The organism is Nonomuraea sp. NPDC049624 (genome assembly GCF_040675255.1).
Classification (GTDB): domain Bacteria; phylum Actinomycetota; class Actinomycetes; order Streptosporangiales; family Streptosporangiaceae; genus Nonomuraea.
This window is the reverse complement of record NZ_JBFAOR010000010.1, coordinates 162,617-181,821: the sequence shown is the minus strand read 5'-3', so window position 1 is coordinate 181,821 and position 19,205 is coordinate 162,617. Positions and strand designations below refer to the sequence as shown.

Here is a 19,205-nt window from a genome sequence, read left to right as displayed (position 1 = left end):
GGCCGCTCAACCGCTGAGCGACAACCAGATGCGGTCGGGCAGGACGCGGGCCGCCTCGTCCAGGTCGATGTCCGGCGCGCCCGCCAGCCACCGTCTGCTCACCTCGGCCACCGGCCCGATCAGCAGCATCTCCACCTGCGCCGCCGGCAGCCGTGCCACCGCCCCCTCCGCCATGCGCGCGCCCATCCAGGCGTTCAGCCGGGCCAGCCGGGACGCCTTGGCCGCGGCGATGCGCTCGGCGTACGGGCCGAGGTCCAGCGCGTACGGCGCCGCGTGGATGAAGCGGGCCTTGTCCGGGTGCGAGGCGGTGAAGCCGAGGTAGGCCGTCACCGCGCGGCGCACGCCGTCACGGGCGTCGGCGGTCTCCTCGGTGACGGTGACCAGCGTGTCGAGCAGCTCGTCCATGCACCGGCCGTACAGCGCGGCGGCCAGCCCTTCGAGGCTGCCGAAGTGGTGGTAGACGCTGCCCATGCTGACGCCGCTGCGCGTGGTCACCGCCCGGAGGGTGAAGTCGGCCGGGTAGACCTCCAGGGCGGTGTCCAGGAGCCTGCGCACGGTCTCCTCGCTGCGCCGGTGCCGGGTCATCGCACCCCGGCCAGCGCCTCGGCCTCGTCCCAGACGCGCCTGGCCAGGCCGGCGTCCAGCGCCGGGCCCTGCAACGGGACCTCGCGGTCCTGGTCGAAGTACCGGCCGGTGCCGGGAGCCGCGGCCAGGGAGACGACGTGCCGCGCGCCTTCCTCGGGCGCGGCCCAGCTGCGCTTGGCGGCCTTGAGCAGCCAGCCGAGCGGGCCGCGGCGGTCGCCGAGCCCGGTGCGGATGACGCCGGGGTGCACGGCGTCGATCGTGATCCCGGCCGTCCGCCAGCGGTCGGCGAACAGGGGCACGGTCAGCAGGTTGCACAGCTTGGTGTCGGCGTACGTGCGCATCGGCGAGAAGGCGGCGCCCACGGCCGTGCGTCCGGGTTCGGCCCGGCCCTTGGCGTACAGGCCGGCGGTGACCTGCACGACGCGTCCGAGCCGGTCCTCCAGCAGGTGGTTGAGCAGGAACGGCGCCAGGTGGTTGACCGCGAACGACTCCTCCAGTCCGTCCTCGGTCAGGACGCGGCGGGCGGGCCACAGGCCGGCGTTGTGGACCAGCACGTCGATGCGCGGGCAGCGGTCCAGCAGGTCGCCGGCCAGCCGCCGGACCGACTCCGCCGTGCTGAGGTCGCCCGCCACGGCCTGGACGTCGCCCCCGATCCGCGCGGCGGCCTGCCGGCCCCGCTCCGCGTCCCGCGCGACCAGCAGCACCTTGTGCCCGTCGCCGGCCAGCCGTTCGCACACCGCGTACCCGATGCCCCGGTTGCCGCCGGTCACCACCATGATCGACATATCAGAGCATTTTTCTAGAGAAATGATCTAATTTCAAGAAGACAGCCGGTCCGGCTTGACCTGGAGTTCGCTCCAGCCCTCAGACTCCCGTTCCGGGGCCTCGTACAGAACGTGACGAACTGGGGAGAACAGCATGAAGTACCGGACGATCGGCACGAACCCGGACACCCGCCGCGAGGTGAGCGTGCTCGCCCTCGGGGCGATGTTGTTCGGCTCGGTGACCGACGAGAAGACGTCGTTCGCCATCCTCGACCGCTACGCCGAGGCCGGCGGGACGTTCATCGACACGTCCGACAACTACGCCTTCTGGGTGGACGGCGGCCAGGGCGGGCAGAGCGAGGAGCTGCTCGGCCGCTGGCGGCGCAGCAGCGGCGCCGGGGACGAGATCGTGATCGCCACCAAGCTGGGCGCGCGGCCGCTCGCGCCGGGCACCAGCTACGTCGACAACGCCGAGGGCCTGTCCGCCAAGATCATCACGGAGTCGGCCGAGCGCAGCCGCGAACGCCTCGGCGTGGACCGCATCGACCTGCTCTACGCCCACATCGAGGACCGCTCGGTGGAGGTGGCCGAGACCGTCGAGGGCTTCGGCGCCCTGGTGGCCGAGGGCACGGTCGGCCTGCTCGGGGCGAGCAACCACGCGATCTGGCGGGTGGAGCGGGCCCGCGCGCTGGCCGCCGCGTCGGGGGTGGCCGGGTACGAGGTGCTGCAGTACCAGCACAGCCTGCTGCGCCCGCGCTTCGACATGCCGGAGTCGATCTTCCAGGACGGCAGCCTCGGCCACGCCGGCGCCGAGTTGCTGAGCTACCTGCGCGCCGAGCCCGCCCTCACGCTGGTCGCCTACTCGCCGCTGCTCGGCGGGGCCTACACCCGGCAGGACAAGCCGGTGCCGCCGGACTACGACCACCCCGGCACCCCGGCCCGCATGGCGGTGCTGCGCGAGGTCGCGAAGGAGTGCGGGGCGAGCATGAACCAGGTGGTGCTGGCCTGGCAGATCGGCTCGGCGTTCCCGGTGATCCCGCTGGTCGGGGCGTCGTCGGTGGCCCAGCTTGAGGAGAACCTGGCCGCCGTGGACCTGGAGCTGACCGACGACCAGCGCGCCCGCCTGGACGCCGCCCACTGAACCGCCGCCGCCCCGGCGCCGCCCGCTGAACCGGGCCCGCCCGACGCCGCGCCTGAGCCCGGTTCGCGCGGGTAAGGATGGGGCTCATGTTCATCAAAGCGTGTCTGAACGGAAGCCGGGCGGCCGACGAGCATCCCCGGCTGCCCCTGACGCCCGCCGAGCTGGCCGCCGACGCCGTGGCCGTGCGGCGGGCGGGGGCGGGGGCGGTACACCTCCATCCGCGGGACGCGGCGGGACGCGAGTCGCTGGCCGCCGCCGACGTCGGGGCGGCGACGTCGGCCGTCAGGGCGGCGGCGCCGGGGCTGCCCGTGGGCGTGTCCACCGGGCTGTGGATCACGGGCGGCGACGCCGCGGCCCGCCTGGACGCGGTGACCGCCTGGGCGGAGCTGCCCGCCGGCGCCCGTCCGGACTTCGCGTCGGTGAACCTGTCGGAGCCGGGGTTCGGCGAGCTGGCGCGGACGTTGCTGGCGGCGGGGATCGGGGTCGAGGCGGGGGTGTGGACGCCGGCCGACGCCGCGACGCTGACCGCCTCGGGGCTGGCCGGGCGGATGACGCGCATCCTCGTCGAGGTGATCGACGCGCCGGCCGAGGAGGCGATCCCCCGGGCCGCGGCCATTCTCGACCGCCTGGACGGGTCGCCGGCCCCCCGCCTGCTGCACGGCGAGGGGCCGGCGACGTGGCCGCTGGTGGCCGAGGCCGTACGGCGGGGCCTCGCGACCCGGATCGGCCTGGAGGACACGCTGCTCGACCCGGACGGCGGCCCGGCCGAGGACAACGCCGCCCTCGTCGGCCACGTCCTGGCCATCGCCCGCCCCGGCGGGTAGCGGGCGACGCGCGCGCCGGGCGGTAGGGACAACCCCCGCACGAGGGCGGGTGGTGCCGTGACTGTGCCGAAGCCGCTGATTCGCCACAGTCGGGACAGAGCTTGATCGACGCGACAAGGAGTCCCGATGCCTTCCTCCACCGCCCGGCGCGCACTCGCCCTGCTCGTGATCGTCCCGCTGGCGCTCGCACCGGTGGCTCCGGCGTTCGCCGCCGAGCGTGCGCCGTCGTTGCAGTCGCGGCTGGACGCCCTCACCGCCTCCCCCGACGTGCCCGGCGCCGTGGCCTACGTCCGCCACCCGGACGGCCGGACCACGACGGTCGTCTCCGGCACCGCGCGGCGCGGCACCAAGCAGCCCATGCCCGGCGCGGACGGCCGGTTCAGGATCGCCAGCGTGAGCAAGTCGATCATCGCGGCCACCGTGCTCAAGCTGGCCGGCCAGGGCAAGGTGAACCTGGACGAGCCGGTCGAGACGTACCTGCCGGGGGTCGTCCGCGGCAAGGGCATCGACGGACGGGACATCACCGTGAAGATGCTCCTGCAGCAGACCAGCGGCCTGCCGGACTTCACCCCCGCCGCCGACTGGTCGAAGATCGGCAAGCAGGACCTGCTCAAGCTGGCCCTCTCCCTCGAACCGACGCCCCGCGGCCGGTTCGCCTACTCCAACACCAACTACCTGGTCCTCGGCCTGGTCGCGCAGGCGGTGACCGGCCGCGACTTCCGCGCGGTCAGCCGCGACCTGGTGCTGAGGCCGCTGGGCATGCGGGACACGTACTGGCCGGCCGAGGGCGAGACCGGCATCCGCGGGCCGCACGCGCACACCTACGGCGTGCACCCGCTGCGTCCCAAGGACGGCGTCGTCGACCTGACCCGGCTGCCCGGCCACGCGTTCGGCGCCAGCGGCGGGCTGGTCTCGACGCCGCGCGACCTGAACACGTTCTGGCGGGCGCAGTCCGTCACATCCGGTTCGTACGTCGACATCGACCGGCCCGGCTGGCCCAAGGGCGCCCGGTACGGCTACGGCGTCATGGAGATCCCGCTGAGCTGCGGCGGGAAGTTGTGGGGGCACGGCGGCGACGTCCCGGGCGTGTCCACCTTCAGCGGCCGCGACCGCGCGGGCCGCGCGGTCACCGTCTACACCACGGGCTCGGCCAACGGCGGCAAGGCCCGCGACCTCCTGATCGCCGCCTTCGACACCGCCCTGTGCACCCGCTGACCGGGGTCCCGCCGGCCCCCGCGCGCCCGCTGAACGGCGGGGTCAGCGGTTCATGTCGCGGCGCAGGGCCGGGAGCCGGGGCTCCTCGTCGGTCCAGGCGGCCGTCCTGATCGCCTCGTACGAGCGGTCCTGGCCGATCGTCGACTCCAGGGCCAGCGGCAGGCCGGTGGCGGTGTCCACGACGAACCGGTACCGCTCGCCCGGCCCGGCCGGCCGGCTGACCGCGTGGCCCTTGCGGCCGAGCGGGTCGGTGGCCTCGCTCTCCGCGCTCACCCCCGGGAGCGCGGCCAGCATGCGGTACGTCGCCGCCCGCACCTCCGGCGAGGTCGGGAAGTTCATGACGAGCCGCACGCCGGTCTCGAACAGCTGGGCGTTCATGTCCACCCGCTCCTTGCCGTACCCCTTGGACACGAGGCGTTCGAGGGTGTCGCGCAGCGCCTCCGGGGTGGTCGGCAGGGCGTTCAGGGTGGCGGGCGTCATGGGCGTGCCGAGCAGGGTGAGGGTCTTGCCGCTGTCGTCGCGTACGGCGTCGCGCTCCCCCGGGCCGGCCTGCAGTTTCACCGGGGGCGTGCCCCGGCTCAGGGTCCAGGTCCGGGGGGAGCCCGCGGCGCGCCAGGCCGTCTCGTCCTCGGGCGTCGCCGGCTCGGCGCCGAGGTCCTGGCGGATCACCCAGGTGGGGCGGCCGGCCGCCTTGGGGAGCCAGAGCTCGATCGAGCGGCTGGTCTTGAGGGTGTAGTGGCCGCCGGGCGCGCGTTCGTACCGGCCGGCGACGCCGTCGCGCCTCCAGTACGCGCCGTCGCCCGCGTCGGGGGTGACCGAGCCGGCGGCGGCCAGCAGGATCTCACCGGCCGAGAGCCGGGCGGGCGCCGCGGACGCCGCGGGTGTCGCGGGTGTCGAAGGCGTCGAGGGTGCGGTGAGGAAGGTGGCGGCCAGGGTGACGGCGGCCGCCCCGGCCAGGCTCGCCCCCACGAGCGGCCAGCGCCGCCGGCCCCTCCCGCCGTCCGGCAGCGCCCGCAGCGGGGGCCGCCGCTCCTCCCGGCGGACGCCGGCGTCCATGGAGGAGGCGTAGGCGTCGGCGAGGCGGGCCCGGCCGTCGGCCAGCACCTCGGGGGTGGGGGGCGGGGCCGCGTAGAGGTCGCGGATCAGGGTCAGGTCCTGGTTCAGGTCAGCCACGGGAGTCTCCAAGCAGGGGATTGACGCCGCCCAGGGCGGCGCGAAGCTTCCTTCTGATGCGGTTCAGCCGGGAACCGACCGTTCCCGAGGGGATGTCGAGGGCCTGGCCGATCTCCTGGTAGCTCAGATCGGCCAGCGCCAGCAGCAGCAGGACGTCGCGGTCGGCGTCCGGCATCGCCTGCAGGGCCGCCACCAGGTCGTCCTTGACGCCCGCCGCCGCCAGCCGTCCGGCGACCAGGTCCTCGTGCCCGTCCTCGGCCTGTTCGCCGGTGAGCGTCCCTTCCGGGGCCCGTTGCATCGCCTGCAACCGGCGCAGCTCGCTCCGGCGGTGCTGGGCGACGACGTTGGTGGCGATGCCGTACAGCCAGCCGCGGACCACCCCACGGCCGGAGTCGAAGCCGGCCCGGCCGTGGAAGGCGGCCAGGAAGATCTCCGCGGTGAGGTCGTCGGCGGCCTGGGTGCCGAGGCGGCCGGCGACGTACCGGTGGATCTCGGGAAAGTAGCGGTCGTAGAGCACCCCGAACCTCTCGGGGAGGCGCAGGGACTCGGCGATCGCCTGCTCGTCCTCGACCGTCATGGTTTGTGTCACACCCCTACTTGGCGGGAGCGCCCGTCCTTCTTCACGCCCTCTCAGCCCGTGAAGAGGGGGCGGGCATTCCGCCAAGAAGACATGTGATCCTCAGAACGACAGCGGTCTCGCTGACCATCGCCCTCCTCGGAGCCGTCCCCTCCGGCCTGCCGGCCCCGCCGGGCGGCCCCGCCCGTACCGTGACGCTGATCACGGGAGACCGGGTGAGCCTCGTCGCCGACGGCGTGCGCGTCGCGCCGGGCAAGGGCCGTACGGGCGTCGTCTTCAGCACGGAGAAGATCGGCGACCGGCTCCGCGTCATCCCGGGCGACGCCGTCCCCCTGCTGGCCGCCGGCCGGCTCGACCCCCGCCTGTTCGACGTGACGACCCTGCTGGAGTACGCCCCCGGCGCCCTGCCCCTCATCGTCGCGGGCCCGGACGCCGCCCGCCGGCCGGGCCTGGCCGCCCATGGCATGGCGGTGACCCGCGACCTGCCGGCCGTGAACGGCGCCGCCGTACGCTTCGACGCCGCCGCCGGCTCCTGGCCGGACCTCAAGGCCTCGCTCACCTCAGGCACGGGGAAGATCTGGCTCGACGGCCGGGCGACCCTGTCGCTGGACGGCAGCGTCAAGCAGATCGGCGCCCCCGCCGCCTGGGAGAAGGGCTACACGGGCGCCGGGGTGAAGGTCGCCGTCCTGGACTCCGGCATCGACGACACCCACCCCGACCTGGCCGGCAAGGTGGCGGCCCGCCGGAACTTCACCGGCACGGACACCGCGGCCGACCTCACCGGGCACGGCACCCATGTGGCCTCGACCATCGCCGGGACCGGCGAGCGTTACCGCGGTGTCGCGCCGGGCGCCACCCTCCTGGACGCCAAGGTGTGCGCCGACCGCTGGTGCGCGGAGTCGGCGATCCTGGCCGGCATGCAGTGGGCCGCCGAGCAGGGGGCCAAGGTGGCCAACCTCAGCCTCGGCTCGCCGGACGTCCCCGGCCTGGACCCGCTGGAGGAGGCCGTCCGGACGCTGACCGAGCGGTACGGCGTGCTGTTCGTCGTGGCCGCCGGGAACTACGGCAAGCCGGGCACCGTCTCCTCGCCCTCCACCGCGGACGCCGCCCTGTCGGTCGGCGCGGTGGACCGTGCCGACCGTCTGGCCGTCTTCTCCAGCGCCGGTCCCCGCGCGGGCGACTCGGCGTTGAAGCCCGACCTCACCGCGCCGGGCGTCGCCATCCGCGCCGCGCGTGGCAAGGACTCCCCCGGCGACGGCCCGTACGTCGAGATGTCGGGCACCTCCATGGCGGCCCCGCACGCGGCGGGATCGGCCGCGATCCTGGCCGGGCTGCGCCCGGACTGGACGCCCGAGCAGCTCAAGGCGGCCCTCATGGCCTCCGCCCGGCCGCAGCCCGGCACCGGCATCTACGCCCAGGGCGCGGGGCGCCTCGACGTGGGCCGCGCGATCGGCCAGACGGTGACCGCCTCCCCCGCGTCGGTCAGCTTCGGCGTGCTCGCCTGGCCGCACGACGACGACCAGCCGGTCACCAGGAAGCTCGCCTACCGTAACGACGGCCCTGAGCCGGTGACGCTGCGCCTGTCGGCGCGGGCCGGCGCGGACGTGTTCGAGGTGTCGCCCGGCACGCTGACCGTCCCCGCCGGCGGCCGGGCGGAGGCGACCGTCACCGCCGACACCCGCGGCGACGCGGCCGACGGGCCGCTCGGCGGCTACCTGGAGGCCACCGCCGAGGACGGCACGACCGTGAGCACGCCGCTCGCCGTGGTCAAGGAGGTCGAGAGCTACGACCTGACCCTCGACCGGCCGGGCGCCGCCGACGCGCTGACCACCCTCTACCGGACCGACGTCGCCCGCAAGGACTGGAACCCGGTCACCGTCCAGGCGGGCGGCAGGGTCACGCTGCGGCTGGCCAAGGGCACCTACGTCGTCGACAGCCGGACCACCGACGGCGAAGGTCTGACCATGCTCGTCCATCCCGGCCTGCGCCTGGACCGGGATCAGTCGCTGCGGCTGGACCCGGCTCGGGCGCGGCCGGTGTCCATCGCGCCGCCCGACCCGGCGGCCAGGCACCTGATGACCGAGGTGACCTACGGCGGCCGCACGCTCGACGGCTTCCCCTACTACCTGGGCGCGGAGGCCACCATGTTCGACGCCGCGCCCGGCATCCGCACCGCGCAGGTCGGGTCCGGCCGGTACGACCTGCTGACCAGGGTCGCCGGCCAGTGGGCGGTGCCGGGCCCGGACGGCGACCTGGCGGGCAGCGCTCAGGCGTACCGGCTGGCGTGGTTCGTCCAGGGCCAGGTGCCGACCGGCTTCAGCCGCCGGGTCGGGCGCGCGGACCTGGCCACGATCCGCAGGGACTACGGCGCGCCGGCGGCCGGCACGGACGCCGGCGCCGCGAGCGCCGCCTGGCCCGCGGAGGGACGGTTCTTCGGCATCATGTTCGTGACCGACTTCCGGCCCCCCTTCACGCACACCGAGTACGTCAACACCGGCGGCGGCCTCCGCTGGCAGAACGTCTACACGGAAATGGGCCCGACGTGGGGAGCCGACCTGATCTCGACCCCCCGCAGGTACGAGGCGGGACACGCCTACGACGAGACCTGGAACCGCGGCGTCTTCGGTCCCGCGCCGGTCACCGAGGACGGCACTCCTCCCGTCTCCCGCATGGGTGACGTGATCTCCGCATTCCCCGCGCTGTACGCCGACGGGGCCGGTCATCCGGGGATGTCGAGCGTGTCCGGCGCGCGGACCGCCCTCTACCGCGACGGCGAGCTGGTGGCGGAGGAGCCCGGTCTGGGGGCGCGGTTCGATGTGCCGGCCGGGGAGGCGGCCTACCGGCTGGAGATGGCGGCCGAGCGCGGCCCGGAGCTGCTCTCCACCCGTACGGCGGTCGCCTGGACGTTCCGCTCGGCCGGTGGCCGGGACGGCGCGCTGCCGCTGCCGGTCGTCGCCTTCTCGCCCGCGCTGGACCCGGCGAGCGGCGCGCCCGCCGGCCGGGCGTTCGCGGTGCCGGTGTCCGTGCGCGGGCAGGCGGGGGCGGTGCGGGAACTGGCCGTGGAGGTCTCCTACGACGACGGCCGCACCTGGCGCGCGGCGAAGGTCGCGGGCGGCGCCGTACGGCTGCGCCACCCGGCCGGGGCGGGCTTCGTCTCCCTGCGCGCCCGCGCCGCCGACACCGGGGGCAACACCGTGGAGCAGACGGTGATCCGCGCCTACCGGATCGGGTGACCCGCCGGTTCGGCGGAGGGCTCGGGGCGCACAGAGCACTCGGGCGACTTTGAGGAAATTTCCGATTTTGCCGTCATTTCCATCCATAAACCGCGATGATCAAGCTCGGCCGGATGCCCACGGGGGGCGCACCGGCCGTTGATTGGAGCCCTATTTTGCGGAGAAGACTCCCACTGTTCGCCACCGCCTTCGTGGCGCTGGCGACCTTGATCCCGGTTCCGGCGGCCAACGCGGCGACGACCGCGAAACCCGCCACGACCACGACGAACGCCATCACCTGGGCGCCCTGCGAGGAGGAGCCCAGCGCCGAGTGCGGCAAGCTCACCGTGCCCATCGACTGGGCCCAGCCGAGCGGGCCCTCGATCGACCTCGCGGTCGCCCGGCGCAAGGCCACCGACCCGGCCGCCAGGGTCGGCTCGCTGGTGATCAACCCCGGCGGCCCTGGCGGGTCCGGCGTGGAGGCCGTCTACGGCGCTCCCGGGTCCTACACCGAGGAGCTGCAGCAGCGGTTCGACATCGTCGGCTTCGACCCGCGCGGCGTGGGCCGCAGCCACCCGGTCATCTGCTCGGCGTCGGTCTACAACCAGATGCCGCCGACCGTCATGCGCAGCCAGGCCGACTTCGACGCCTGGAACGCCTTCACCAAGAAGCTGCACCCGGACTGCCGGGCCCGTACCGGCCCGCTCTACGACCACGTGGACTCCGTCTCCGTGGCCCGTGACATGGACGCCCTCCGCGCCGCCCTCGGCGAGGAGAAGCTCACCTACTACGGCATCTCGTACGGCACCCTGATCGGCCAGATGTACGCCGAGCTGTTCCCCGGCCGCATCCGGGCGCTCGCCCTCGACAGCAACATGGACCACAGCCTCGGCGTGAAGGGCTTCTTCGCCACCGAGGCCCTGGCCGTCGAGGACGGCTTCGACCAGTTCGTCGGCTGGTGCCAGCAGGACACCAGCTGCGTGCTGAACGGCCGCGACATCCGCGCGATCTGGAAGAGCCTGCTGGACAAGGCCCGCCGCGGCGAGCTGGTCTACCCCAGCACCGGTCAGCGGATGACCGAGCTGCAGGTCATCTACAACGCCGCGCTGGGCAACGAGGGGCCCGACTGGCGCACGCTGAGCGAAGTGATCAACTGGCTGAACGGCGGCCCGGCCCCCGAGTGGGTGCCCCCGCTGCCCGGCCGGGGCCCGGTGGAGGGCGACGTCGCCGAACTGCCGACCCGGATCCTCTGCCAGGACTACAACCTCAAGGTGAACAGCTACGCCGAGTACGCCGCACTCATGCGCACCGCCGGCCTGCTGGCGCCGGACACGAAGTACCACCCCTACCCGACCGACGACCTGCCCATCTGCATGAACTCGGGCGCCCCCGTCAACCCGCCGCACTCGCTGCGGTACACCGGCCAGGCCCCGCTGCTGCTCGGCAACTCGATCCACGACCCGGCCACGCCGTGGATCTGGGCGGCCAACGTCAACCGCCAGCTCGGCTCGAAGGCCGTGCTGCTCACGTACGAGGGCTGGGGTCACCGCATCTACGGCAAGGACAAGTGCCAGACCGACATCATCGACCAGTACCTCATCGATCTGAAGGTTCCGCCGCAGGGCACCCGCTGCGCCGTGGGCACGCCTGAGGAGACGTTCAGGAAGCAGACGAAGCGGGCGTGGCCGTCCGACTCGCTGCCCTGGGCCGGATAGTCCGCACGACACGGGTACGGCCCCGCTCGCGGGCCGTACCCGTCCCCACAAAGGGATATTTGCCCTGGCCAACCCCTCGGTATGGACAATTCAGCGTAAGAAGGTAGCTGACGAGGGGGTGAGCCATGATCGAGGTCAAGAGCATCGACAAGCCCGACGAGCGGCGGGACTTCCCGAAGGGCCACCTGGAGATCTGCGAGCTGAGCGGCCTGACTTTCGGGGTCGCCACGTTCGAGCCGGGATGGCGGTGGTCGGAGTCCGTCAGGCCGATCGCCGGCACGTCGTCCTGCCAGGTGCACCACAACGGCTTCGTGGTCTCGGGCCGGATGCGCCTGCGCATGGACGACGGCACCGAGGCCGAGGCGGGGCCGGGCGAGGTCTTCGTCTGCCCGCCCGGACACGACGCCTGGGTGGTCGGGGACGAACAGGTCGTCCTGTACGACTTCGCGGGCGGCGCCGCCGACTACGCCAAGGCGAGTGACGGCTGACGCCGCACGCTCCGGACGGACGCCGCCTAGGCGGGCGCGTGCGTCCGTCTGGGAATGATCTCCTCCAGCGCCTCGGCGACGGTGGCGCGTACGCCGAGACGCCCTTCCAGGCCGGTGATCCGCATCAGTCTGGCCGGTTGCGGGGTCGGCGCGGCGACCATCACCGTCCGTCCCGTGGCGGTGATGCGTTTCCACGCGCCGATCAGCGCGCCGAGTCCGGCCGAATCCATGAAGCCGACGTCGGACAGATCGATCAAAGTGACGGCGGCCGGCGTGCCGTCGAGATAGCCGGTCGCCCAATCCTCGATGGCGCCGGCGGTGTGCAGGTCAAGGTCCCCGGCCGGATGCAGAACGACCGTTTCTCCTGCGGAGTTCGCCAGGAGCCGGAAAGTGTCCACTTTCACTGCTATCACTTCCCTTCTTGGTCCGCTCTCCCCTGCCCACCGGCCGACAAACCCCGTGACCTGCCCGCCGGGCGCAGCGCCGCTGCTCAATGCGGATTTTTTCGCGAAGCAATTAGCGATGCTCCGCGCGGCCATTCCGGATGCGAATGCGCGGCCATTTCTTCGACGCCGGACGCATGCCCATACATGAGTAAAGAAATGCTGGGCAGCGGCAATGAAACGTGATCGCCGACGTTCGAGGAGAGTGAGAACCATGGTCCTGCTCGGCCTGCTGCTCATGGTCGCCGGGTCGGCCGCCGTGGTCGTCCTGTTCACCCAGACGACGACCACCGCCACCGCCGCGCTGACGCTCATGGGCGTCACCTTCCGGGTAGGTGACCTGGAGCTGTTCGCCGCGGGGGCGGCCACCGCCGCCGCGTTCATCTTCGGCGCCTTCCTGATCGCCGCCGGGATCGGCCGCAGGCTGGCCCGCCGCCGCGAACTGCGCCGTCTGCTGGCCGAGCGGGCCGACGACCGGCCCGCCACGGACCAGGACGAGCGCCGCACGACGGACCAGCCCGCCGACCGCCTGGTGGCCACCACCGGGCCCACCACCGGGCCCACCACTGGGCGAACCAGTGGGCGCACCGCCGACCGGCAGCCCGACTCCGCCCCCGCCGCGCGTCACCGGACGCCGGCCGACCGCCTGGTCGCCGGCCGCCGCCGCCCGGCCACCGGCTGACCCCGCGACCGCCCGCCCGGCCCCGAACCGCCACGGGACCGGGCCGGGACCGGGCCGGGACCGGCCGGAACGGGGACGGTCAGGCGGGCAGGGCGTCGATCGTGGGGACCACCAGGCCGAACAGGTCGCCGATCGTCGTCAGGGCGGCCTCGTGCAGCACGTCGGCGGCCAGCGGCGCGCCGCCGGGGCCGGCCAGGGTGCGGGTGGCGCAGGCGTCGGCGACGACCGTGGGGCGGTAGCCCAGCCGGAAGGCCCCCTGGGCGGTGAAGGTGACGCACATGTGGGTCATGAACCCCGCCAGGACCAGGTCGGGCCCGGCCGCCAGGCCCTCCAGGACGTCCTGGAGCCCGGTCTGGTGGAAGGCGTCGGGGAACGTCTTGACCACCACCGGCTCCCCGTCGCGCGGCGCGACCGGCGCGCTGATCGCCCCGATCTCGGCGCGGACGTCGTACGGGCTGCCGGGGCCGCCGTCGTTGACGACGTGCACGACGCGGGCACCGGCGGCTCGGGCGCGCTCCAGCAGGCGGGCGCCGGCCGCGAGGGCCCGGTCGGCGTCCGGCAGGGCCATGACGCCGGTGCGGTAGGTGTTCTGGTAGTCGATCAGCACGAGGGTCGAGTCGGCCAGCCGGGCGGGCTCGGCCGGCAGGCCGACGACCTGGCGCAGGGTGGGCGAGACGGTGCTGCTCATGGCAGGGGTTTCCTTTCGGGCAGGTTCGCGCCGCCGCCCGGCTCGGACGGCGCACGCAGGCAGATGCGGGATCAGGCCACCGTGTGGAAACGGCGGCGGTAGGTGCCGGGGCCGGTGCCCAGACGGCGGCGGAAGGCGCGGTGCAGGGTCTCCACCGAGCCGAGCCCGCTGTCGGCGGCCACCCGGGGCAGCGGCAGGTCGGTGGTCTCCAGCAGCCGGCGCGCCACCTCGACACGCGCCGACTCGACGTACGCGGCCGGGGTGAAGCCGGTCTGCTGCCGGAACACCCGGGTGAACTGGCGCTGGCTCAGCCCCATCCGCGCCGCCAGCTCGACCGTCGTCAGCTCCTCGGCGAGGTGCTCGGCGATCCACAGGCGCAGGTCGTCGATGTCGCGGCGGCCCGAGGCGGCCCGGGTCAGCGGGACGCTGAACTGGCTCTGGCCGCCCTGGCGCTTGAGGTAGACGACCAGTTCGCGGGCCACCGCGAGGGCCGTCTCCTCGCCGTGGTCCTCGGCCACCAGCGCGAGGGTCAGGTCGAGGCAGGCGCTGATGCCCGCGCCCGTCCAGATCCGGCCGCTGGAGCGCAGGAAGATCGGATCGGGATCGACGGTGACCCGGGGGTGGTCGGCGGCCAGTTGCCCGGCGGTGGACCAGTGGGTGGTGGCGGTCAGGCCGTCCAGGAGGCCGGCCTCGGCCAGGATGTGCGCGCCGACGCACACCGAGGCCACCCGGCGGGCGCCCGGAGCGGTCCGCCGTACCCAGGCGACCACCTCGGCGTCCGTCAGGGCGCGGGGCCCGTCGGGCGTGACGGTCACCGCGCCGGGCACCACCAGGGTGTCCACCTGGTCGCCGACCTGGTCGAACGTCAGGTCGGCGACCAGCCGCACCCCGGCGGACGTGGTGACCTGGCCGCCCTGGGGCCCGGCCAGCCGCACGTCGTACAGGGCGCGACCGGGGACCCGGTTGGCCAGGGCGAACACCTCGGCCGGGCCGGTGACGTCGAGCAGGTCGACGTCCGGGAAGAGCGCGATGACGACGCGGTGAGCAGCGGGCATGACCCGATTCTCACCGAACTGGCGGAATGTCCGCAACGACAGTTATCTGTCATATCTGGCCATCGACCAGGCGGCCGGGCCGGTCAGCCGACGTGCAGGTCGGCCGGTTCGCCGAGCCGCAGGGCCAGCAGGGCGACGTCGTCGGTGAAGCCCTCGCCCCGGTGCACGAGCAGCAGCTCGCACATCTCCTCCAGGGGCAGGTGGCGCAGCCGGGAGGCGGTGCGGATCAGGCTCTCCATGCCCCGGTCGAGGCCGTGCGCGGGGTCCTCGACGAGCCCGTCGGTGTAGAGCAGCAGCGTGGACCCGGCCGGGATGACCTGCTCGTGGTCGGGCCGGGGCAGGTCGGGGGTGACGCCGAGGGGGTGGCCGCCCTCGGCCCGCAGGTAGCGGGCGGGGCCCTCGACGGGGAGCAGCAGCGGGGGCAGGTGCCCGGCGGTGGCCCACCTCAGCCGCCAGTCGGTGCCGCCGTACTCCTCCAGGCGGGCCAGCAGCACCGTCGCCATCGGGCCGCCGTGCAGGGCGTGCAGGATCTCGTCGAGGCGGCGCAGGATGTGGGACGGCGGCTCGCAGTGCTCGTAGGCGAGCACCCGCAACATGTTGCTGATCTGGCTCATGACGGTGGCCGAGCGCAGGTCGTGGCCCATCACGTCGCCGACCATCAGGCAGGGCACGCCGTCGGGCAGGACGATCGCGTCGTACCAGTCGCCGCCGATGCGCGGGACGGTGCTGGAGGGCAGGTAGCGGGCGCAGGCCCACAGGCCGTTCAGGTCGGGCAGCGACGGGAGCAGGCTGCTCTGGAACTCCTCGGTGTTGCGGCGGATGCGCTCGTAGAGGCGGGCGTTCTCGATGGCGACGCCGGCCGCGCTGGCCAGCGCCGCGACGATCCGCTCGTCGTCGCCGGTGAACGGCAGGCCCGACCGTTTGTCGGCGAAGTACAGGTTGCCGTACACGGTGCCGCGGACCAGGATCGGCGTGCCCAGCAGGGTGTGCATCACCGGATGGCCGGGAGGGTACTCGCGGAAGCCGGGATGGGCGAGCACGTCGTCCACGCGCAGCGGCCGCGGCCGGGCCATCAGCTCCTGGAGCAGGCCGTGGCTGGTCGGCAGGCGGCCGATGGCGTCGTGCACGTCCTCGGTGACGCCGTAGGTGAACAGGTCGGCGAACTCGCCCTCGTCGTTGAGCACGCCGAGGGCGCCGTACCGGGCGTCCACCAGGTCGGCCGAGACCTCCACGATCGTGCGGAGGGCCGCGTTCAGCTCCAGCTCGGAACTGATCGCGAGGACGGCCTCCAGCAGGCGCGCCATCCGGCCGTGCAGATCCTCGATCTGCGTCAGGCTCGCCTGCAGCCGCCGGAGCTTCTCGGCGCCGAACGGCCCCAGGTCTCCGCCGTACGCGCCGCCCTCCGGCCGCTGTCCGCCCACCCCACCCCCCGAGATGCCCTTGCCCAGGTCATGCCCCCGGTCACCGGCATGACACCTGGTCACGGGCACTGCGGGAGGGCGCTCAGAGCACCTTGGAGGAGGCAGCCGCCCAGGTGTTGCAGGAGCCCGGGTCTCCGGTGGCGAAGCCCTGCTTGATCCAGGAGCGGATGGTGGCGCTCTTGCCGTACCAGCTGTACCTGCCCTCGTTGTCGCCCAAGGGGAGGGCGACGAAGTAGTCCCAGTCCTTCTTGGACCGGCCCTGCAGAGGCCAGACGCTCTTGATGAACGCGCCGGACAGGCAGTCGGTCTGGAGGTTGCCGCGCCGGCCCTGCTCACGCCCCTCGGCCTTGCCGGAGTACGGGATCACGTCGATGGCGTCGGAGATCCCGACGAGGTTCTGCACGTGGTAGGCGTACATCGAGGCCGCCATGTGCAGCAGCCACAGGTCGCTCGGGTCGTCGGTCAAGCTCTTGCCGATCTGGAAGACGAGCGTGCGTGTCTTGTCGCAGTACCACGTCCGCGAGTCGTCGCTGCTCGCCGGGATGCCGCAGTAGTTCTTGGGGATGCGGTTCATGTGCCGGACCTTCACCGGCTCGTACGGCAGCCCCGCCGCGGTCAGGTGCTGCTGCCAGGTGGTCTCCAGGCAGGCGATGACGGCGTCCACGTAGGCGCGGGCCTGCTTGACGTTGTGGCGCTTGACCCGCGGCTCGGCGCAGGTGGTCGTGGGCAGCGGGCCCGCCTCGTAGAGGGGGTTGGCGATCAGCTTGGGGTGCTTGACCGGGTAGGCCGCACTCTCGGCGGCGGCCGTGCCGGCCAGGGAGGCCGTGAGCACGCCCGCCATCGTCAAGATCATGAGGGGTTTCACGAAGGGTGACAATAGGGCCAGAACCCCGCCGCCACAAGCTGGTCAGCCCGTCACGGTGGTGACGTTCAGTTGCGGGGCGGAGCGGATCTCGGCGTCGGTGAAGCGTTCCGTGACCCAGCCTCCCCGGGAGAACAGGGCGGTCTGGTCGGTGTGGTGGGGGGAGCTCGGGTCGGCGGACAGGGAGTAGGTCAGGACGGTGCGGGTGCGCGGCCCGTCCGGGGTGAGCTCGACGGCCATCATGAAGCTGGAGCCGGTGTTCACATCGGGGTAGCGGCCGTCCTTGCCGAGCGGGCCGGAGTTGCGGACGCGGTCGAAGCAGCCCTCCCCCTCGGTGCAGCCGGGGATCGGGACCGACGCGTAGTGCTGGGCCTGGCCGGTGGTCAGGGTCAGGGGCAGGCGGTTGTCGCGGAAGAACAGCACGGCGTCGGCCAGGGCGCGCCGCACGGCGGGGTCGTCCCGCTTGAGGCCGCGCGGCGTGGTGAGCGGGCGGGCGGGGTCGAACGGCACCCGCCACCAGCTCTGCGGCGGCTCTCCGGGCTTGACGGGGGCCTGCAGCCCGTCGAAGAACCGCCGCCATAACACGGCCCCCTCGCCGTCCAGGGTGGCGCGCCCGTCCCAGCGGGTCAGGGTCCGGCAGGCGTCCCGTACGTCGACCCGCTCCCCCGAGGAGGCCCGCAGCTCGCGACGGTCCCGGCACAACGCCTTCAGGTCCGTGCGCATGAGCTCGAAGCCGAGGTTGCGCTTGCTCCGCGCGGTGGCCTGGAGCGTCTCCAGGGTGAAGCCGGGCGCGCCGAGCCCGTCGGCGCCCTTGAGCCGCCGGTCGATCATGTCCAGGCTGACCCGGGGCCGCAGCTCCACGTCGGTCCGTACGGTGCCCCAGACCTGGTCGTAGCCGGTCAGCGGCGCGGCCGGGTTCGTCATCCACGGGCTGTTGTTGGAGTTGGCGACGTAGTCGGCGCGGGTCAGGCCGGGCTGGTTGCCGGGGCCGAAGATGCCCGGCACGACGGCGTCGGCGTCCTTGCCCCACAGGCACGCCGAGGTCGAGCCGTCCAGGACGAAGGCGTCGATCGACGGGTCGGGCGACGGCTTGGCGCACCGGCGGGCCTGGGCGTCGGTGACGTGCGGAACGACGGAGGCGTCGGCGAAGGACGCCGTCCCCCCGACGTCCGCGGCCAGCGTGTAGACGAACGGCAGGCCCTGGTGGGCGTCCTGGGCGGCGCGCAGCCCGCGCAGGTCGCCGGCCTTGGCCATCGCCAGCCACTCGTCGGCCGCCCGCAGGTTGGCGGCGTTGACGTCGGCCAGCGCGTACGCGTACTCCTCGCCGCGCCCGGCGGCCAGCACCGGGCCGTAGCGGGAGGTGAACAGGGTGCGGGAGACGAGGGTGCCGTCCTGGAGCGGGACCACGACCTCCTGGCGGCCCATCGGCTCTGGCCGGCCGTCGACCAGGTAGGTGGTGGGGTCGCCCTGCGCCAGTCGGAGCCGGTAGAGGGTGAACCGCTGGGCGTGGGAGACGGTGTGGGTCCAGGCGACGGTCCTGTTGTGGCCGATCTGCACGACGGGGGTGCCGTACAGGCTGCCGCCGGCGACGTCCAGCACGCCGGGGATGGTGAGCTGCACCTGGTAGAAACGGCGGACGCCGTTCCACGGGAAGTGCGGGTCGGCCAGCAGCATGCCGCGGCCGTCGCGGGTGGCCTCGCGGCCCAGCGCCCAGCCGTTGCTGCCGGGGGCGCGGCGCGGGCCGTCGTCCCCGCCGCCGCCGCCGACGATGGCCTCCTTGAGCGCCGAGCTGCCCGACATGCGGCCGAGGTCGAGGAGGTTGGCCCAGACGTCGTCGGCGGTGATCGGGCCGACCCACGACTTGCCGCGGCAGGTGGGGTCGGGCAGGTCGGCCACGCCGGTGTCGTCGAGGTAGCGGTTGTAGCCGGCCACGTACCCGTCGACCAGCTCGCGCAGCTCCGCGCTCGGCCCGATGGGGGCGGGCCTGGCCAGCAGCCGCCGGACGACGCCGGAGTCGGCGACGCTGCGGTGGTAGAGGTCGCTGGTGAGGTTGGCGACCGGGCGCACCGGGTCGTCGGACAGGGCCCGCGGGCCGAAGTGGCGGGATCGTTCGCCGCGCAACGTCACCACCCACGAGGCCAGCACGCACAGGTTGTCCTGGGCGAAGGCGTACCCGTAGCCGAAGCCGAGGCCGCCGTGGTCCTTGGCGGACACGTGCGGGATGCCGTACTCGGTGCGCCGGATCTCGGCCGAGTAGCGGCCGGCGGCGGCCGCGACCGGCGGGGCCGGCGGGGCCGTGAGCAGGCCGGCGAGCACGGCGAGCACGATCGCCGCGCAGGACGCTCGCAGCTTCATGGGGC

17 protein-coding genes are annotated in these 19,205 nt (G+C 73.6%); 7 read left to right on the top strand and 10 right to left on the bottom strand.

The window, feature by feature from the left end; translation table 11 throughout:
* Window positions 1-6: 6 nt before the first annotated feature.
* Both AB0J76_RS37335 and AB0J76_RS37330 read right to left on the bottom strand, forming a co-directional pair.
* Complete coding sequence (locus tag AB0J76_RS37335) at window positions 7-585, bottom strand: TetR/AcrR family transcriptional regulator (protein WP_352325717.1); 579 nt, start codon at window positions 583-585, stop codon at window positions 7-9.
* Window positions 582-1,370 (bottom strand): SDR family NAD(P)-dependent oxidoreductase, encoded by a 789-nt coding sequence (locus tag AB0J76_RS37330; protein ID WP_352325718.1) that lies wholly within the window; start codon window positions 1,368-1,370, stop codon window positions 582-584. Before AB0J76_RS37330 ends, AB0J76_RS37335 begins: the two co-directional genes overlap by 4 nt.
* Before the next feature lie 133 nt (window positions 1,371-1,503).
* On the opposite strand from AB0J76_RS37330, the gene AB0J76_RS37325 reads away from it, so the two are divergent.
* The 3 genes from AB0J76_RS37325 to AB0J76_RS37315 all read left to right on the top strand — a co-directional run bounded on the left by AB0J76_RS37325 (window position 1,504) and on the right by AB0J76_RS37315 (window position 4,529).
* Entirely contained in the window at window positions 1,504-2,490 is a 987-nt protein-coding gene (locus tag AB0J76_RS37325) for an aldo/keto reductase (protein ID WP_352325720.1), read from the top strand.
* An 86-nt stretch (window positions 2,491-2,576) separates the two neighbouring features.
* Window positions 2,577-3,314, top strand: a complete 738-nt coding sequence (locus AB0J76_RS37320; protein WP_364392381.1) for a 3-keto-5-aminohexanoate cleavage protein — start codon at window positions 2,577-2,579, stop codon at window positions 3,312-3,314.
* Between the two features lie 126 nt (window positions 3,315-3,440).
* Window positions 3,441-4,529 (top strand): serine hydrolase domain-containing protein, encoded by a 1,089-nt coding sequence (locus tag AB0J76_RS37315; RefSeq protein WP_352329918.1) that lies wholly within the window; start codon window positions 3,441-3,443, stop codon window positions 4,527-4,529.
* A gap of 42 nt (window positions 4,530-4,571) precedes the next feature.
* Here the strand turns inward: AB0J76_RS37315 and AB0J76_RS37310 are convergent, their stop codons facing one another.
* Window positions 4,572-5,702 (bottom strand): CU044_5270 family protein, encoded by a 1,131-nt coding sequence (locus AB0J76_RS37310; protein WP_352329916.1) that lies wholly within the window; start codon window positions 5,700-5,702, stop codon window positions 4,572-4,574.
* Window positions 5,695-6,291, bottom strand: a complete 597-nt coding sequence (locus tag AB0J76_RS37305) for an RNA polymerase sigma factor (protein WP_352329914.1) — start codon at window positions 6,289-6,291, stop codon at window positions 5,695-5,697. Before AB0J76_RS37305 ends, AB0J76_RS37310 begins: the two co-directional genes overlap by 8 nt.
* An 83-nt stretch (window positions 6,292-6,374) precedes the next feature.
* On the opposite strand from AB0J76_RS37305, the gene AB0J76_RS37300 reads away from it, so the two are divergent.
* The 3 genes from AB0J76_RS37300 to AB0J76_RS37290 all read left to right on the top strand — a co-directional run bounded on the left by AB0J76_RS37300 (window position 6,375) and on the right by AB0J76_RS37290 (window position 11,694).
* Window positions 6,375-9,512 (top strand): S8 family serine peptidase, encoded by a 3,138-nt coding sequence (locus AB0J76_RS37300; protein ID WP_364392376.1) that lies wholly within the window; start codon window positions 6,375-6,377, stop codon window positions 9,510-9,512.
* 155 nt (window positions 9,513-9,667) lie between these two features.
* A complete protein-coding gene (locus AB0J76_RS37295) occupies window positions 9,668-11,206 on the top strand; it encodes an alpha/beta fold hydrolase (RefSeq protein WP_364392373.1) in 1,539 nt (512 codons plus the stop codon).
* 125 nt (window positions 11,207-11,331) lie between these two features.
* A complete protein-coding gene (locus AB0J76_RS37290) occupies window positions 11,332-11,694 on the top strand; it encodes a cupin domain-containing protein (protein ID WP_352330345.1) in 363 nt (120 codons plus the stop codon).
* A 26-nt stretch (window positions 11,695-11,720) separates the two neighbouring features.
* Here AB0J76_RS37290 and AB0J76_RS37285 read toward each other — a convergent pair whose 3' ends face one another.
* A complete protein-coding gene (locus AB0J76_RS37285; RefSeq protein ID WP_352330347.1) occupies window positions 11,721-12,092 on the bottom strand; it encodes an STAS domain-containing protein in 372 nt (123 codons plus the stop codon).
* A 250-nt stretch (window positions 12,093-12,342) separates the two neighbouring features.
* On the opposite strand from AB0J76_RS37285, the gene AB0J76_RS37280 reads away from it, so the two are divergent.
* Complete coding sequence (locus AB0J76_RS37280) at window positions 12,343-12,819, top strand: hypothetical protein (RefSeq protein WP_352330349.1); 477 nt, start codon at window positions 12,343-12,345, stop codon at window positions 12,817-12,819.
* Window positions 12,820-12,898: 79 nt separating this feature from the next.
* Here AB0J76_RS37280 and AB0J76_RS37275 read toward each other — a convergent pair whose 3' ends face one another.
* From AB0J76_RS37275 to AB0J76_RS37255, 5 genes are all read right to left on the bottom strand, one after another.
* Entirely contained in the window at window positions 12,899-13,507 is a 609-nt protein-coding gene (locus AB0J76_RS37275; RefSeq protein ID WP_352330351.1) for a cysteine hydrolase family protein, read from the bottom strand.
* A 71-nt stretch (window positions 13,508-13,578) separates the two neighbouring features.
* A complete protein-coding gene (locus AB0J76_RS37270) occupies window positions 13,579-14,562 on the bottom strand; it encodes a helix-turn-helix domain-containing protein (protein WP_364392367.1) in 984 nt (327 codons plus the stop codon).
* Window positions 14,563-14,645: 83 nt separating this feature from the next.
* Window positions 14,646-16,046, bottom strand: coding sequence for a GAF domain-containing SpoIIE family protein phosphatase (locus tag AB0J76_RS37265; RefSeq protein ID WP_352328443.1), 1,401 nt, complete (start codon window positions 16,044-16,046; stop codon window positions 14,646-14,648).
* 19 nt (window positions 16,047-16,065) lie between these two features.
* Complete coding sequence (locus AB0J76_RS37260; protein ID WP_352328444.1) at window positions 16,066-16,848, bottom strand: neutral zinc metallopeptidase; 783 nt, start codon at window positions 16,846-16,848, stop codon at window positions 16,066-16,068.
* A 42-nt stretch (window positions 16,849-16,890) separates the two neighbouring features.
* Window positions 16,891-19,200 (bottom strand): penicillin acylase family protein, encoded by a 2,310-nt coding sequence (locus tag AB0J76_RS37255; protein WP_352328445.1) that lies wholly within the window; start codon window positions 19,198-19,200, stop codon window positions 16,891-16,893.
* Window positions 19,201-19,205: the final 5 nt, after the last annotated feature.

What these genes read in the sequence shown, in the direction of transcription:
- AB0J76_RS37315 (WP_352329918.1), top strand. Translation starts at nt 3,441, where the DNA reads ATGCCTTCCTCCACCGCCCGGCGCGCACTCGCCCTGCTCGTGATCGTC.
- AB0J76_RS37335 (WP_352325717.1), bottom strand. Translation starts at nt 585, where the DNA reads ATGACCCGGCACCGGCGCAGCGAGGAGACCGTGCGCAGGCTCCTGGAC.
- AB0J76_RS37330 (WP_352325718.1), bottom strand. Translation starts at nt 1,370, where the DNA reads ATGTCGATCATGGTGGTGACCGGCGGCAACCGGGGCATCGGGTACGCG.
- AB0J76_RS37275 (WP_352330351.1), bottom strand. Translation starts at nt 13,507, where the DNA reads ATGAGCAGCACCGTCTCGCCCACCCTGCGCCAGGTCGTCGGCCTGCCG.
- AB0J76_RS37290 (WP_352330345.1), top strand. Translation starts at nt 11,332, where the DNA reads ATGATCGAGGTCAAGAGCATCGACAAGCCCGACGAGCGGCGGGACTTC.
- AB0J76_RS37320 (WP_364392381.1), top strand. Translation starts at nt 2,577, where the DNA reads ATGTTCATCAAAGCGTGTCTGAACGGAAGCCGGGCGGCCGACGAGCAT.
- AB0J76_RS37270 (WP_364392367.1), bottom strand. Translation starts at nt 14,562, where the DNA reads ATGCCCGCTGCTCACCGCGTCGTCATCGCGCTCTTCCCGGACGTCGAC.
- AB0J76_RS37255 (WP_352328445.1), bottom strand. Translation starts at nt 19,200, where the DNA reads ATGAAGCTGCGAGCGTCCTGCGCGGCGATCGTGCTCGCCGTGCTCGCC.
- AB0J76_RS37325 (WP_352325720.1), top strand. Translation starts at nt 1,504, where the DNA reads ATGAAGTACCGGACGATCGGCACGAACCCGGACACCCGCCGCGAGGTG.